Origin of the sequence: Halomonas sp. A3H3 (assembly GCF_000982975.1) — a bacterium.
GTDB classification, from domain to species: domain Bacteria; phylum Pseudomonadota; class Gammaproteobacteria; order Pseudomonadales; family Halomonadaceae; genus Vreelandella; species Vreelandella titanicae.
This window is the reverse complement of record NZ_HG423343.1, coordinates 3,777,849-3,792,982: the sequence shown is the minus strand read 5'-3', so window position 1 is coordinate 3,792,982 and position 15,134 is coordinate 3,777,849. Positions and strand designations below refer to the sequence as shown.

At 53.5% G+C, this 15,134-nt stretch carries 12 protein-coding genes; 4 read left to right on the top strand and 8 right to left on the bottom strand.

Features of this window, described 5'->3' with window-relative positions; all coding sequences use genetic code 11:
• Positions 1-138 precede the first annotated feature (138 nt).
• The gene (locus HALA3H3_RS16980; RefSeq protein ID WP_022522766.1) at positions 139-708 is read left to right on the top strand and encodes a Smr/MutS family protein; all 570 of its coding nucleotides are present in this window, start codon (positions 139-141) and stop codon (positions 706-708) included.
• A gap of 3 nt (positions 709-711) precedes the next feature.
• Here the strand turns inward: HALA3H3_RS16980 and HALA3H3_RS16975 are convergent, their stop codons facing one another.
• The 4 genes from HALA3H3_RS16975 to HALA3H3_RS16960 all read right to left on the bottom strand — a co-directional run bounded on the left by HALA3H3_RS16975 (position 712) and on the right by HALA3H3_RS16960 (position 6,343).
• Positions 712-1,743 carry a patatin-like phospholipase family protein gene (locus tag HALA3H3_RS16975; RefSeq protein WP_022522765.1) on the bottom strand — a complete coding sequence of 344 codons (1,032 nt, stop codon included), beginning with the start codon at positions 1,741-1,743 and terminating at the stop codon, positions 712-714.
• Between the two features lie 15 nt (positions 1,744-1,758).
• Positions 1,759-2,676, bottom strand: a complete 918-nt coding sequence (locus tag HALA3H3_RS16970; protein ID WP_022522764.1) for an alpha/beta fold hydrolase — start codon at positions 2,674-2,676, stop codon at positions 1,759-1,761.
• A 278-nt stretch (positions 2,677-2,954) separates the two neighbouring features.
• Positions 2,955-5,546, bottom strand: a complete 2,592-nt coding sequence (locus HALA3H3_RS16965) for an ABC transporter permease (protein ID WP_022522762.1) — start codon at positions 5,544-5,546, stop codon at positions 2,955-2,957.
• On the bottom strand, positions 5,543-6,343 hold the full coding sequence (locus HALA3H3_RS16960; protein WP_022522761.1) for an ABC transporter ATP-binding protein: 801 nt from the start codon (positions 6,341-6,343) through the stop codon (positions 5,543-5,545). Before HALA3H3_RS16960 ends, HALA3H3_RS16965 begins: the two co-directional genes overlap by 4 nt.
• A gap of 76 nt (positions 6,344-6,419) precedes the next feature.
• Between HALA3H3_RS16960 and HALA3H3_RS16955 the strand changes: the two genes are divergently transcribed.
• The 3 genes from HALA3H3_RS16955 to HALA3H3_RS16945 all read left to right on the top strand — a co-directional run bounded on the left by HALA3H3_RS16955 (position 6,420) and on the right by HALA3H3_RS16945 (position 9,828).
• Positions 6,420-7,124 (top strand): arylesterase, encoded by a 705-nt coding sequence (locus HALA3H3_RS16955; protein WP_022522759.1) that lies wholly within the window; start codon positions 6,420-6,422, stop codon positions 7,122-7,124.
• A gap of 86 nt (positions 7,125-7,210) precedes the next feature.
• The gene (locus HALA3H3_RS16950) at positions 7,211-7,912 is read left to right on the top strand and encodes a transglutaminase-like cysteine peptidase (RefSeq protein WP_009287953.1); all 702 of its coding nucleotides are present in this window, start codon (positions 7,211-7,213) and stop codon (positions 7,910-7,912) included.
• A gap of 14 nt (positions 7,913-7,926) precedes the next feature.
• Positions 7,927-9,828 (top strand): bifunctional diguanylate cyclase/phosphodiesterase, encoded by a 1,902-nt coding sequence (locus HALA3H3_RS16945; RefSeq protein ID WP_022522758.1) that lies wholly within the window; start codon positions 7,927-7,929, stop codon positions 9,826-9,828.
• Between the two features lie 23 nt (positions 9,829-9,851).
• Here the strand turns inward: HALA3H3_RS16945 and HALA3H3_RS16940 are convergent, their stop codons facing one another.
• The 4 genes from HALA3H3_RS16940 to HALA3H3_RS16930 form a co-directional block, all read right to left on the bottom strand.
• Positions 9,852-10,172, bottom strand: a complete 321-nt coding sequence (locus tag HALA3H3_RS16940) for a hypothetical protein (protein WP_022522757.1) — start codon at positions 10,170-10,172, stop codon at positions 9,852-9,854.
• A gap of 52 nt (positions 10,173-10,224) precedes the next feature.
• A complete protein-coding gene (locus tag HALA3H3_RS16935) occupies positions 10,225-10,701 on the bottom strand; it encodes a hypothetical protein (protein WP_022522756.1) in 477 nt (158 codons plus the stop codon).
• A 72-nt stretch (positions 10,702-10,773) separates the two neighbouring features.
• Positions 10,774-13,677 carry a type I secretion C-terminal target domain-containing protein gene (locus HALA3H3_RS26710; protein WP_022522755.1) on the bottom strand — a complete coding sequence of 968 codons (2,904 nt, stop codon included), beginning with the start codon at positions 13,675-13,677 and terminating at the stop codon, positions 10,774-10,776.
• A complete protein-coding gene (locus tag HALA3H3_RS16930; protein WP_199105089.1) occupies positions 13,674-14,906 on the bottom strand; it encodes a retention module-containing protein in 1,233 nt (410 codons plus the stop codon). The genes HALA3H3_RS26710 and HALA3H3_RS16930 overlap by 4 nt, the downstream gene beginning before the upstream one ends.
• Positions 14,907-15,134 lie beyond the last annotated feature (228 nt).

The following is a 15,134-nucleotide window of genomic DNA, read 5'->3' as shown; positions in this document are numbered from 1 at the left end:
TAGAACCTGAGCCATATGACGAATAAAAGATTGTACCTTTCACGCCGCCCGGTTCACAGCAACGCTCAGCCCGCTATACTGTGCTTCTTTAACTGATTCACCCGTGCTACCCCCATTTTTCTACCACCCGAGCCTGACATGACGCGACACCGCCACCTGCCAAATGATGACGATATCAGTGCCTTCCGCGACGCCTTGAAGGCGGCGGGGGTACGCCCTATCGCCACCAATCAGGCCGACCCTGGCAAACCCAAGCGCGACGTTAAGGCCCATGAAGCACGGCGCAACGCGGCGGTTGAGAGCAGCGCCCCTCAATCCAGCGGGCGCACTTCGGATGGCCGGGTGGAAGCCGTGCGCCCCTCAGAGTACCTCGAGTTCAGCGTGCCCGACTTGCCATGGCGCACGTTTAGCCAGCTAAAGCGCGGCCAAACCGCATGGCAGGCGGGGCTTGATCTGCATGGCTATACGCTGGAGGAGGCCCGCACGGAGTTGGAGAGTTTTCTGCGTGATTCAGCGGGGCAAGGTCTGCGCTGTGTGCTGGTGGTGCATGGCAAAGCGTGGGGCACCACCTCTGATTTTCCTGTACTCAAAAGCCATACCAATACCTGGCTACGGGAGTGGCCGGGGGTGTTGGCGTTCTGCTCGGCCATCGATCTCGATGGTGGCACTGGGGCAGTGTACATCCTACTGCGCAAGCGGGGTCAGTAGCCGTTACTCGGTAGCATCGGAAGCGATACTGGGCATCCGGCGTTCCAGCGCTTCATCTGCCAAGTGGCGACCAAGGCGAATCAAATCTCGGCCCCGGTAAAATTCGTAAGTACTACACACCGTTTTGGGGATTTCGATCAGCACATCGGGTGGATATCCTGCCACTTTGTACTTGGCCAACGCCGCCTGGGTAATATCGAATGACTCCAAAATCATATCGAGCTTGCTCCACTCGCGCTTGCCGCGCGCTTCAGTGGTTTCTTCTAGCTCTTTGTCGTCGCTCTCCCCGTTTGCGCCATCACCATTGGCACCCAGCCCTGCCCACAGTTTTTGGGTAGCTGCGCGTACATCGCCTATCCAACTGCTCATGCGTTGATCGCGGTCGATCTCGCTTTGGGTGCGGCTATCGGCTTCTTCCTCCTCTTTAGGCAGTAACTCCTCCAAGGTCACCGGCAACGGGCTATGGGCAGTCACATTAACCGCTACCACAAAGTCTGCTTGGTGCGCGGCTACCATAGGCATAATCGGCAGCGGGTTGAGCAGCCCGCCATCCACCAGCACCTGCTCGCCCAGATGAACAGGGGTTATAACACCCGGCACGGCCATTGAGGCACGAATCGCCTGCAGCAAGGGGCCACTTTGAAACCACACTTCCCGTTGCCGCACCAGGTCTGTCGCTACCGTGGTGACGGGGATCGCTAGGTCTTCTATCAGAATATCGCCGACCAGAGCTTCCAGTTTGCTCATGACTTTGCTGGCACGCATCGCCCCCATTGAGCTCCAGGTTACGTCAACCAGTTTGAGCACATCCAGGTAGTCGAGTTGACACACCCAGTCACGGTATTCAGGCAGCTTACCCGCGGCATAAATACCGCCAATCACTGCGCCCATTGAACACCCTGATACGGCAATAATTTCGAATCCCCGCGCCTCCAGTGCTTCGATCACGCCGATATGCGCGTAGCCACGGGCACCACCGCTGCCCAATACCAGAGCGACTTTATTGCCACTGCTCACGTGAGCCAATTCATTCATGCTGCGTTCCCTCCCTTAAACGGCACCAGTGTTACCCCAGTGAGTGCCGATAACCGTGGCAACTTGCGCCACTGCTCTAGGCTCCAAGTGTAAATGGTGGCCCCCCTTGAGCACTTTTCGGGTTAATCCTTTGACCGCTTGCCGTGCCTCTTGAGCCCATTGGCGCTCGCCTAAAATTCCCTGCTCGCCTTCTATCAATAGCAGCGGTGCGTTAATTTCCGCCAGTAGCGATAGCACTTGCTGAGGGGTAAAGCGCACCAGGGACGGCTTCAGTAACCGGCTGTCGGTGCGCATTTGCACATGACCATCAGCAGTAGGCTGGGTGTTACGCTCTACTAGCGGCGTTGCCGTGATGCTATCCAGCGGCGTGACCCCGCCTGCAACACGCGCAGCAATGGCACTCTCGATATCGGGGTAACGCGGCGCTCGTGACAGCGGCCGACGGTAGGCTGTAAGCCCCTTACGCAGCTGGCTGGCGGTCTCTTCAATGGGTGTATTGAGCGCCCCAAGTCCATCAATCAGCGTTAGCCGCTCGACGCGTTCGGGTAACGAAGCGGCGAGCAAGCAGGCCACTGCCGCCCCCATGGAATGGGCCAGTAAGCTGGTTTGCTCCAGCCCCAAGGACTCCATGGCATCCAATACATCATGGCAATAGTCCCAAAGAGCATAGTCGCATAAGGCATAGTCACCGCCCTGTGGCGCGTGTGCCGAATGACCATGGCCGCGAAAATCCAGCGCCACAATACGAATATCCAACGCCTCGACCAACAGCGGGGCTAACCGGGTAAAGCTGGCCGCATTATCCAGCCAGCCGTGTAAGGCTAACCAGGTTGGGGCGTCAGCACGCCCCCAGCTCAGCGCCGCTAAGCGTCCTTGGGCAAGTGAAAGCGGCTTTGGCGCAACAGAGAGCGCTACCGGGGTGATTTGGGGCATAGAGTAACAGTCCTGAATAAACAGCTAATGATCCTGAACGAACGGTCGCGTCACTGGATCAGTAAGATGACGGCGCAGACGACAAACGTTACCATGCTAGGCATATTTTACTTCAACCTTGTACTTAACATTGTACTTAACACTGTATTGGTGCCGTTATGAAACCACGTCGTGATACCCGCGCCCGTAATCTGGTCTTTTTTGTAGCTGTCATCAGCGCCACCGTCGTCGGTTTTTGGCTGGCCCGCTGATTCATGAGTCGTCAAATCCTCACCGGATTAAGCTTCACCCAGTAGGCCGAGGCTGGCTGCCGGCGCTTGGCGACGCAACCCCCGCGAAAGCGCATGCCCAATGACACCGATCAATAGCGCCCCGCCAACGGGAAGGAAAACCCATAGTCCCAGGTGCAAACGCGGGGTGAGATCCAGCAGGTAAATATACAGTACGGCCGAGGTTAGCTCCGCAAGTATTGCGCCCATCAAACCACTGGCAAAACCCAACAGCGCGTACTCGGCCCCCTGTACCCGTGAAATCATTCTGCTGCCTGCGCCAAATACGCGCAGTAGGCCGCTTTCATGGGCACGCACCGGGCGGCTTGCGGTCAGCGCGGCATACAGCACGCTAATCCCTGCCAGTAGCACCAAGGCGAGCACCAACTCCACTGCCCGGGTGACCTGGGCAAGCACATCCCGCACCTGACCTAAAATCGCGTCCACATTAAGCAACGAGACGCCTGGGAAGTCGGTGATCAGCTCACGAATCAGTCCCTGTTCCGCGTCTGGCAGGTGAAAAGCGGTGATGTAACTATGGCCAAACTGCTCCAGCACGCCCGGCGGGAAAATAACGAAGAAATTAGGCTGGAAGCTATCCCAATTCAGACTGCGCAGGCTGGTAATTTGGGTAGTGATCTCGTCGCTACCCACCGAGAAGGTCATCTCATCACCAATGCTTAGCCCAAGCCTTTCGGCGAGCCCATCCTCCATTGAAATGGGCACAGGCCCCGACTGTGGTGTTGCCTCCACGGCACTCATCCAGCCTTGGCTTTCATCGCTGCTCTCACTGCCTGAGTTGCTACCCAGCTGCGCTGGCGTGAACCACTCGCCAGCCACCACTTGGTTGCCTTCTGGCACTTCAGATTGCCAAGTAAGGTTGAGCTCACGACGCAGTGAGTTGTCGCCACGGGCATCCGGTGGTACGGCATCGGTGGGAGGCTGATCGTTAATCGCAATGACGCGCCCGCGCACCATTGGATAGAGAGTGCTTCGGGTTTCTACACGCGGCGAAACGGCCGCTTCAAAAGGGTCGCGTTCTGAAGGTTGGATATTGATGGCAAAGTAGTTGGGCGTATTTTCAGGCAGTTGGTCTTGCCACGTGCTTAGCAGGTCGCCACGCACCAAGACAATCATTGCCATGGCAAAGAAGGTCACCGAGAAGGCCAGCAACTGCCCTAGACCCGCTTGACGACGCCTTGCCAATTGACGGCCACCCAAACGTAGCGCCTGTGACCATTCACTGCGCCCAGAAAAACGCTGAACAACGCGTAGTAAGCCGCTTAGCAACAAGGCGCTAATCATCCACAGCACACCCAGCAGCAGCGCCCCGCCGATTAACAGTCCGATCGCCAATGGTAGGCTACCTGAGTAGAGCCATAGCAGCCCGCCAAACACGATACTGGCCACGCCGACAACTAACCAAGCCGAAGGCGGCAATGGGTCGAGCTCACGGCGCAGCACTTTTAACGCGCTGACCCGTTTAATCCGTAGCAGCGTGGGGCCAGCAAACCCCACCAGCACGGCTAGGGCCGTAAACACGCCTAACCCCAACGGCATGAGACCAGGAGGCGGTAGCGTCATAGGTAGAAAGCTTACCAATAGCCAAATCAGTACCGCTTGACCAATGAGCCCAAGCAGCGCGCCAATGGCTGCTGCCACTAACGCAAGCCCCATTAACTGAAGGGTAAAGATGGTCACTAATTGGCGCTGACTTGCACCAAAGCAGCGCAGCAATGCCGCGGTATCCAAATGACGCTCGACATAGCGGCGAGTCGACATCGCAACCGCCACGCCCGCTAGCAATACCGCGGCTAAACCGGCTAACCCCAGATAACTTTCAGCTCGCTGTAAAGCATTGCCCAACTGTGGGCGGTCTACTCGTACGTCACGTACTTCTACCCCTTCGCGGCGTAGTTCGGCCAGCAGGCCTTGCACTTGATCAAGCGCCGCAGGTGAGCCCGCCGCTAAAATCTCAAACTCAATCCGCGAGCCTTCCTGCACTAGGCCAGTGGCTTCGACATCCGCAGTATTCAGCATTAAGCGTGGGTTAAAATTACCAAAACCGCCGGATTGATCCGCTTCACGCTCGATGATGCCCGTTACGGTGAGCTCGGTTTGTCCCACCTGGACGCGATCACCCAACTCGATCTCGACCAGTTCGATCAGCCGAGGGTCGGCCCATGCTTCTCCGGGCTGGGGGCCTGAGTCTATTTGCTCAGTGCCATTTCCAAAATCGACATGAGAAACACCGTAGTGAGGGTAGACGTCATCCACGGCCTTTAAACTAGCCGGTTGAAAACGCCCGTCGCGGCTAATCATCGACACCAAGTCGACTTGATCACTGAGTATAAAACCGGCGCTTTCAAGGCGCTCTCGCAGCTCGGCTGAAAACGGATCACGCTGTTCCAGCACCAGATCACCGCCCAGCATCTGCCCTGCCTGGCGCTCCAAGCCGCGCTCTAGACGATCCAGAAAAAACGCGATCATGGTGGAAGCTGCGACGGCCAATACCAGGGCAATAAAGAGCGCGCGTACATCGGCTGCACGCAGGTCTCGCTTAAGGCTGCGCATGGCTAAACGCCAATTCACATCACTCATTGCGCCCCCTCATCAATCGAAGCGGCAGTTGGTACGATGTTTTCAAGTACGGCTTCTAACTTGCCATGATCTAACCGCAAGCAGCGATCGCAGCGCCGCGCCAAGGCGTGGTCGTGAGTAACCAGAATAAGCGTAGTGCCCGCCTCATGGTTGAGCTGGAAGAGCAGATCTATGACTTGCCCACCGGTATCCGGATCCAGGTTGCCGGTGGGCTCATCAGCAAATACCAGCTCGGGGTCGGTCACGAAAGCACGCGCCACGGCAACGCGCTGCTGCTCGCCGCCGGAAAGCTGTTTGGGTAAGTGGTTCACTCGCTCACCAAGCCCAACACGCTCCAACCACTGAGCTGCAGTTTGCGTTTCCCCGGCGCGGGGCGATAATTCAAGGGGCAACATGACGTTTTCAAGCGCGCTCAAAGTGGGCAGCAATTGAAAGTTCTGGAACACAAAGCCTACTCGTCCGGCACGCAGCGCTGCTCGACCATCTTCATCCAAACGGCTTAATGCGTGTCCAAACAGCGTTAGTTCACCGTCGCTTGGCGTATCAAGACCCGCTAATAGCCCCAAAAGCGTTGATTTACCCGCACCGCTCTTACCCAGAATCGCTACGCTCTCTCCCGCCGCTACGCTCAGCGACAGGTCGTGTAAGATGGTGAGCGAGCGTTCACCGCTGGTGACTTTTTTAGAAAGTTTGTCAGCGTGCAGCACGGCTTGCCTAACAGTGCCGCGGGGAACATCGGCTACCGCTTGGTTGTCGGTAGTAGCTTGGCGCTCACCTTGGGATGCCTCGCTCGACATGGATATATCCGTAGCAGCATTGGCAGCTTTATCTAAGGAGCTTGAACTTGAAGAGTTTGAACTTGAGGAATAAGACATGAAGCGTGGCATCCCTATGGCATGGCATGGACTGAACCGAATGGTAACCGGATGGCTGGTGCTGCTGATAGTCACCTTTGCCTCATCGTCTATCAACGCAGAGCCTGTCAACGCAGACACAAACCCAGGCCCCACCCTGCTGGTGATGGGTGATAGCTTAAGCGCCGCTTACGGCATAGAGCGTGATCAGGGCTGGGTGAACCTACTGGAAGAACGCTTGGGAGATGATGCCCAAGTCATTAACGCCAGCATTAGTGGTGAAACGACGTCTGGAGGATTACAAAGGTTCACTGACCTTCTCGGACAGCGGCAGCCGGATATTGTTCTCATTGAGCTGGGCGGCAACGATGGTCTACGCGGCTTATCACCCAATCAAATGCAGGCAAACCTAGCCAGTATGATTGAGCAGAGCCAAGACGCTGGTGCTCAGGTGCTGCTACTGGGGATCGATATCCCGCCTAACTATGGCCAAGCGTACCGAGACGCCTTCACCGGGGTTTTCCACTCGCTGGCGGAAGAGTATGACGTTTCCCTAGTGCCTTTTTTATTGGAGGATATCGCCCTGAACGAGGCGTTAATGCAGAGCGATGGCATTCACCCTACCGCCGATGCTCAGCCGATTATCCTCGACAATGTATGGCCCGAACTTGAGCCGCTCATTGAACCCCTATTAGAAACAACGCATCAGGCAGCGGTTCAATAACCTCAGCCTTTTGACTGAGAGGTGTAGCACTTCCACTCGTCAGCTTGTAATCTTAAGCCCTATTTGGCGGTTACTAACGGCGACTCATGCCTGCATCCTCGCATCACACTCCTACATTCTCGCGTCGACAGTTCTTAGCAACAGTCGGCGCGCTTTGGTTAGGCGCAGGTCTTGGCATTCATCCAACGCCTGCCGCAGCGTTTGATCCACAACGCCTACGCCAAAGCATGCAGCAACAGTATGGGCAGGCTGGTTTGTCCGTATTAGAGGAGTGGTTTAACCTGCTTCAACAGCTACAAAACCAAGACGTTCAAGCCAAGCTGCGTGGGGTTAATGACTTCTTTAATCGCCGCATCCGGTGGATTGACGATATCCAGGTGTGGGGGCAAGAGGATTATTGGGCTACGCCTTTGGAAGCAATGGGTAAAGGCCAGGGAGATTGCGAGGATTACTCCATTGCCAAGTACATTACCCTTAAACAATTAGGCATTACTAGTCAGTACCTACGCATGATTTATGTCCGTGCGCGCATTGGGCGTAGTCAAATTACCCAAGCCCACATGGTGCTAGGCTATTACTCGACCCCAGATGCAGAACCGTTGGTGCTAGACAATATTGTACCGTCTATCACCCCTGCCTCTCAGCGTACTGATCTCGACCCACTGTTTAGTTTTAATAGCGATGGACTTTGGGCAGGTGGTTCTTCTGAATCCCGCGCAGACCCATTGGCTCGGCTATCACGCTGGCGCAGCGTCATTGAACGTATGCAAACCCAGGGTTTCATTTAAGAGGAATTGGCACGATGTCACTTATCAAACAACTTTGGATTGCCATTATCGCCCTGCTGCTGCTGTCGTTCATTGGTAGTCTTGCCATTAGTATTACCACTAGCCGCGATTATATCGAACAGGAAGTGCGCATTAAGAACGCTGACAATGCTACCGCTCTGGCGCTTTCAATGAGCCAGCTCGATAAAGACCTTGTCACCCTCGAACTGTTAATCGCAGCTCAATTTGACACCGGCTACTACCGCCGAATCACCCTGCGCGATACGGACGATAGCGTACTTATTGAACGCTCCGCCGAAGAGTATAGTGGCGATGTGCCCGCCTGGTTTCGTCAGCTTATTGAGTTTGATGTGCCCAACGGCACCGCGACGATTCAAGATGGCTGGCGACAGTACGGTACGTTGGAGCTTGAGAGCCAACACAGTTTTGCCTACGCTTCTTTATGGCGCAGCATGCTGGAACTCGCTGCTTGGTTTTTACTTGCCGGAGTAATTAGTTTAGCGATTGCTACCGTGATCGTTCGTGGTATTAAGCACCCCCTTTCCCGCGTCGTCACTCAGGCGCAAGATATCAGTGCGCGGCGGTTTACCACTATTAAGGAGCCACGCACGCTGGAGTTACGCCAAGTCACTCAAGCAATGAACGTGCTTTCTGCCAATGTCCATCAGATGCTCAGTCATGAAAGCCATAAGCTGGACGAGTTACGCCGCCATTTACAGCATGACCGAGTCACCGGTGCGCTGAATCGCGACGTGTTTATGGGTAAGCTTTCGTCTCAATTGGGCAGTGAAGATGCCCGCGCAACGGGCATGTTGATTATGGTTCGCGTACAGGCATTAGAGTCACTCAATGAGCAGCTCGGCTACGCTGCCACAGACCAACTATTAAATACGCTGGTTACCCAGTTGGGGCAATTGGACAGCGCGTCGGCAGAACCAATGGTAGGCCGCCTTAACGGCAGCGATTTTATCTTTATGCTGCCGCTTATGGATGATGTAGAGGAGCTTCGAATTCAGGTGATGGCAGCGTTAGCCGAGGTAGCCGCCACGCAGCCCGACGTGGAGATTTATCTACCAACGGCGATTGTTCCTTATGCTCCACATGATGATCGCGGCACACTGTTAGCCACCCTGGATGACGCTTTGGCACAAGCCGAAAGCCTAACGTCCTTTGAACAGGTAGTCGTGCGTCAGCGCAAGCGTATTTCACTCTACAGCAGCCATGCCGAATGGCGAAATGCACTGGAAGCAGCAATCCTGGTTGGCCCTGAGTTAGCGTACTTCCCGGTAGTAGACGCTCACGGAGACATCATCCATTACGAATGCCCGGCTCGCTTACTGCTAGGTGGGGAGTGGCAAACCGCCGGAGTCTTTATTCCCTGGATCACCCGCTTTGAGATGGAGCCTGCACTTGATTTAGCCGTGGTCAAAAAAGCGCTCGCTAATCTAGAAGATGATCTAAAGCCGGTAGGCATTAACCTCTCTGCGGCATCGATCACTAATACACAGTTCGTTAACGAGCTACGGACTCTGTTGGCAGCACACCCACTATTGGCCAAGCAGCTCTGCTTTGAAGTGCCCGCCACGCTTAGCACGCACGCGATTGGTAGCTTACGAGGGCTTTGTACCGCCTTACGGCCCCTTGGTTGCACGTTTGGTATAGAGCATGTGGGGGCAGAGTTCACCAAACTTGCAGATTTACACGATGTGGGTCTTGCTTACTTAAAAATGGATAGCAGTCTTATTCACCAACTGCATGCTTCGAATGAGCAGCAAACCATTGTCCGCGGCATGGCTACGCTCTGCCATTCATTGGGCATTCAGGTGATAGGGGAAGGCGTTGCAGACGATGAGGAAATAGCCTGCCTGTTCCGCGTGGGTGTCGATGGAGCCACCGGACCAGGCGTACGCCTTTAACGCATAAACGCAATCGACGACGACTAGATAGTGTCGTCGTCGCTTAGCAAACCTACATCATTTTTAACCCGCAAGGACTTACGCTCCATCACTTTCGCCTGTGCAGCTTCCGGAAGGTCAGTGAAAGTGATGACTCCCTTGTTTAGTAACACCTCAAGAATATCTTCTACCACCCTCACAAACGCTAAGTCAGACGCTATAAAGTGTGCTGAGGATCCTGGCTGATCAGCAAGGAAAGCCAGTACCTCAGGTGAATCAGGATCAATCGTTTCGTTGCACTCTGACGTTGGCTCTTTGCTGAGCATCAGGATCTCGCCGGATGTATTACGTTTGGTGTAGAGCATAGATCACTCCCATGCAGGTTCACTGGCTACTAATGAGAATAGGTTCGATTCTTTATTTTTTCGCTAAACGAGCATTTTTTTCAGTTGCTAGATTTGTAAGATAGCCCTCATAGGTTTCATTATGGGTAATCTTTCTTACTTCTTTTCCCACTTGGCATGCCCATTTATTTCCACCACATATCAAAGCAGCTTGCGTAATTAGATCTACATAGGAGGAGCGCAGTATAAATGCTATGCTCGTTTCGTAGTCTCCCCCCTCCCTTTCCAACTGGGTTGCAACTTGCCAGTTAGAGATAGCATTCATCAACACTGAATTCATGTGTTCAAAATTCTTACGATAAAAAGTATTCCTTGGAAGCTTAATCAATATATCAAAAAAAAGCTTATTAATATCGTCGTCGCTAAGCACTTTATCCTTATCAATCAAGTCATCCCATTTATGAGCAACATCACAAATAATTTCTATATACTCAACGGCTAATTTATCACCTTTCATCCAACGTAAAAGCTGTATCTCATCAAAATACATATTCCCCCCTCACAATTGAAAAAAGCCCCACACATAGCGTGCGGGGCATTTTTTATTGCCAAACAGTACTAATTACTGATCGATTTTAAGTTGACCATCATCCAGCATGCTTTGGATAAAGTCGGAAGAGCTACCACCCTGCGGAATTTCCACGCCCTTCAAGACGATACGTTGATCAGCATTACTGCCATCTGATGCTAAGCCTCCATCAGATTTAACATGCAATACCGCATCATCTCCCTGCTGTTCAGCCATTATATACTGATCTAGGTTATCTGCATTTTCTCCCTGAAGAAGGTCTGCGATGTCCAAGCGATCAGACTCTGAATCGGCTCCAAATTTACCCATATTAAACCCGGTTATCTGGTCTATAGCAGGAGCTTGCTCTGCATCCTGGTTTTGATCCCCAGACTCCCACATAAATGTATTGGCACCGGTACCACCATACATCATATCGTCACCAGCCCCCCCAATCAGAGTATCATTGCCACCTTGTCCAAATAGAATGTCATCGCCATCACCGCCGATGAGGATATCATTACCGCTTGTCTCCATAGAGTTATTAAACTCTTCATGATTGTCAGTGATGTACTGATGAATTTGCTCGGCAGAAACTTGGTTAGGATCTGCGATACCCAACTGCCCGGCAATGTAAGACTTTATGGATGGTAAGCCATTACCTTCAATACCTGCAAAGGTCACCTGATCTCCAAACAGGATATCATTGCCCTCACCCCCGGATACTGTGTCGTCGCCGGACAGCAATTGGACATTTTCGCCAAGAATAGCATCAGCAAGTTGTTCAGGGTCGATATTCGATTGGACAATGCCATCGGAGTCATAAGCCTGGAGGCTGCTTTCATTCAAGCTGCTGCCCAAGCCAATTGAATTAACCGACGACATACCGTCTAATAGCTCAAACGCTTCCGACGAGTTCTGGACAACCGTATTCGTGGTGCTTCTACCATCACCAGCAAGCGCAGAAATCTCGTATGCGCCATCTCCATCGGGCCTTATTTGACCGATAACACTGCTACTCCAACTTCCTCCGCCACAGCCAGAGCTATGAGTCCACTGATTTACGTTTCCGCTTGAGTCAATAACTTCACGAACATGTCCATCAATATTCATCGAGTAGGCTTGACCTGGGACATAGTCAATATCGTCGACTGTAAGATTCCAGCGGCTACCTCCTTTGGAGCCTATAACTACACTCTCCTGTTCATTGCCCTGATAATACGTTGGCAAACCGTCGGTAATAAAGTAAGTCAGGTTAGTACCAGAATTGGCTTGGACAGAATCTGTATTGAACCAGTTGGCCGTCGTCTTAAAAACGTCTTCGTAGTTGGTACCGCCACCTTTCTGGAATCCATCTAACACTGTCTGCAGTTTCGACAGCGCTTGTGGATCCGACAGATCAACACTGACATTGCTGCCTGCCTGAGTATCAAACTCTACCAAGAAGATGTTTACAGTGCCGGCATTATCCTCGCCTACACTCTCTTTAAGAGTATTGAACACCTCGGTCAGAGATGCCTTAGCATTGGCAATATCGGCATTCGACATACTGCCCGATGTATCCATCATGAATGCCAGGTTATAGTTTTCACCTGGCACCAACTGGAGACCAGCAACATCACCAATAATGATGTCATTCGCACTGCTACCTCCAATAGAGTCTCCGCCGGGTGAACCCACCACGATATTATATTGCTCCACTGCGGTGGTATCAGTGCTTGTTTCACTATCTATGACTTGCTGGTCTCCAGCGGCATCTTCGTATATCTCGCTAGAAGTTACCGTAGCCGTGATATCAAACGCTCCGGCACTCACAGGCACTTTCATCGTCAACATCAACTGTTCGATGCTATCCCCTGTAGGATTAGTCACCAGCCAACTGCCATCCGACTGGCTAACTACGCCCTCACCAGTCAGCTCCACGCCTGCTGGGATGTTCGTCAAAACAATATCTGAAAGTACCTCGCTACCGTCCTCATCCGCTAATAGCGTAGAGAGCTCGACTTCGATAACGTCATAGCCGGTTTGGGTAATAGTGGTAGTCGCATCAGAGGGCAACATAGTTGAGCCATCGCCATATATGACCCCACGAATGTTATTAACACTAATAGTCACGCCCGTTGCCAAATCGGTGATAGTACCGTCATAGCCTGAGTTTTGATGCTGCTCGCCCAGATTAACGGCATAGCTTGTCAATGGCTTGTTTAAGTAGACATAGTCTTTGTCATCACCATTGATCGAATTGACTGCCTGGCTGCCATTCACCAGCTTATCGAAGTCACCGGTAAGCGCAATGACATCCACACCGCTAGTATTATTGGCACTACCAGGATTTAGATTGCCGTCACTAAACGGTGGTTTGATAACCTCACCACTGATTCCTTCAGCACTGATGTCAGAGCCCTCAATGGTGATAGTAGAGCCGTTATGCTCAACCGTAATGACAGAGGCACGTACAGACTCTAGTGTGTCACCCAGCGACACTGAGATAGCGGGCGCATCGGCCACCGGCCTGATGTCAATTGTGAGGGTAGCTTCAGCCCCTTCATTGAGGGCATCAGTGGGCAGGAACTGCAACTGAGCATAGTCAGCTTCCTGGTTCCCTACCCCTTCACCGCCATAACTGTCGAAGCCCGACTCATTAGTGTCTGGCATAAAGCGCAGTTGCCCAGCATCTATTTCTGCTCTGGAGAAACTTGCATCTTCAGCCACAATCTGCCATTGCCCATCGGTATCTTGGAACTCCAATGTTCCAGAGGCTGGCAAATTGGTAATCACAATTCCCTGTTCATCAGCAGGTGAATCGTCAGTGATATTAAAGTCACTCCATTTCAATATTAAAGCAGTGTCTTCCTCACCTGTTACTTGTCCATCCGCAGTCTCTGGGGCTGCATCTATCGCATACTCACGGTCGGCCTCGGCGCTGTAGGCGTTGCCCGCGGCGTCTTCGCCGGTCACTTCGGCGCTGATGCTGTCGTTTCCGCGTCTGCATCGGCATCAGCGTCGGCATCAGCGTCGGCATCTGCATCGGCGTCTGCATCAGCATCCGCATCGGCGTCTGCATCAGCGTCCGCGTCTGCATCGGCATCTGCATCGGCATCGGCATCCGCATCAGCGTCCGCATCGGCATCTGAGTCAGCATCTGCATCAGCGTCCGCATCGGCATCTGCGTCGGCGTCGGCGTCGGCGTCGGCATCAGCATCCGCGTCGGCATCAGCATCCGCGTCTGCATCTGCATCGGCGTCCGCGTCAGCGTCAGCGTCAGCATCCGCATCTGCGTCAGCATCGGCATCGGCATCCGCGTCGGCATCGGCATCGGCATCCGCGTCGGCATCTGCATCTGCATCCGCGTCGGCATCTGCATCGGCATCTGCATCGGCATCTGCATCTGCATCTGCATCTGCATCGGCATCTGCATCCGCGTCAGCATCGGCATCAGCGTCTGCATCTGCGTCGGCATCCGCGTCTGCATCGGCGTCTGCATCCGCATCGGCATCTGCATCCGCATCTGCATCCGCATCCGCGTCAGCGTCTGCATCCGCATCCGCATCCGCATCCGCATCAGCATCCGCATCGGCATCGGCATCGGCGTCGGCATCAGCATCAGCATCAGCGTCTGCGTCTGCATCTGCGTCGGCGTCTGCATCCGCATCGGCGTCTGCATCCGCATCAGCATCTGCATCTGCATCTGCGTCCGCATCCGCGTCGGCAGCCAACGCAACATCATCAAATTCAACAAGCTCAGCGGAGTCTAAACCGCCTTCAGCAGCCTCGAAACTTAATGGGTCGGTTTCTTCAGCAATACGTGCAACGCGAACGAAATCGCTACCGCCACCACCGCCGCCGGCGCCACCACCGGCAGCAGTCGCGTCAAGAAGATCGAGGAGATCTCCTTCTTCGTCGTCAAGAGCGGCAAGTAGCGCTTCAAGATCGTCGTCTTGGGCGCTGGCATCTGTGGCTACAATTGCGTCAACATCAAGCTCGGGCGTAACAGCAACTTCTTGGCCACCCTCGACAACGTTAGCGCCTGTTCCGTCGGCAAAGTCTAGCTCCACACGACCATCCTCAGATGTGATGAGCGTTTCGCCCTCCTGAAGAACGTCGCCAATGCGCAGTTCGCGCAAGTTGCCGTCTTCGTCACGTGCCCATGCCTGACCTGAAATCGCTGTAACCGTCGCCGTTGCCATGCGCTGTTCTCCACCCACCGTTTAATTAAAGAGGTCGCCGCTTTGCCAAGCCCTGTGAAAAATAGCTATTAGCGGCATTTTGGAACAAGGCTAGTCTTGATTAAGACAGTTGCATATTGTACCGGTGGACAATACGGGCAAAATAATAGGAAGAGTGTGTTGGTGAGGTTCGCAACTGTCGTGTCAGGGGGCACTTACAGCCAATTCACCGAACAAAAGAACAGAGAT

Excerpts from the sequence above, each read along its gene's own strand:
- HALA3H3_RS16980 (WP_022522766.1), top strand. The coding sequence starts at position 139 with ATGACGCGACACCGCCACCTGCCAAATGATGACGATATCAGTGCCTTC.
- HALA3H3_RS16975 (WP_022522765.1), bottom strand. The coding sequence starts at position 1,743 with ATGAATGAATTGGCTCACGTGAGCAGTGGCAATAAAGTCGCTCTGGTA.
- HALA3H3_RS16970 (WP_022522764.1), bottom strand. The coding sequence starts at position 2,676 with ATGCCCCAAATCACCCCGGTAGCGCTCTCTGTTGCGCCAAAGCCGCTT.
- HALA3H3_RS16965 (WP_022522762.1), bottom strand. The coding sequence starts at position 5,546 with ATGAGTGATGTGAATTGGCGTTTAGCCATGCGCAGCCTTAAGCGAGAC.
- HALA3H3_RS16960 (WP_022522761.1), bottom strand. The coding sequence starts at position 6,343 with ATGTCGAGCGAGGCATCCCAAGGTGAGCGCCAAGCTACTACCGACAAC.
- HALA3H3_RS16955 (WP_022522759.1), top strand. The coding sequence starts at position 6,420 with ATGAAGCGTGGCATCCCTATGGCATGGCATGGACTGAACCGAATGGTA.
- HALA3H3_RS16950 (WP_009287953.1), top strand. The coding sequence starts at position 7,211 with ATGCCTGCATCCTCGCATCACACTCCTACATTCTCGCGTCGACAGTTC.
- HALA3H3_RS16945 (WP_022522758.1), top strand. The coding sequence starts at position 7,927 with ATGTCACTTATCAAACAACTTTGGATTGCCATTATCGCCCTGCTGCTG.
- HALA3H3_RS16940 (WP_022522757.1), bottom strand. The coding sequence starts at position 10,172 with ATGCTCTACACCAAACGTAATACATCCGGCGAGATCCTGATGCTCAGC.
- HALA3H3_RS16935 (WP_022522756.1), bottom strand. The coding sequence starts at position 10,701 with ATGTATTTTGATGAGATACAGCTTTTACGTTGGATGAAAGGTGATAAA.
- HALA3H3_RS16930 (WP_199105089.1), bottom strand. The coding sequence starts at position 14,906 with ATGGCAACGGCGACGGTTACAGCGATTTCAGGTCAGGCATGGGCACGT.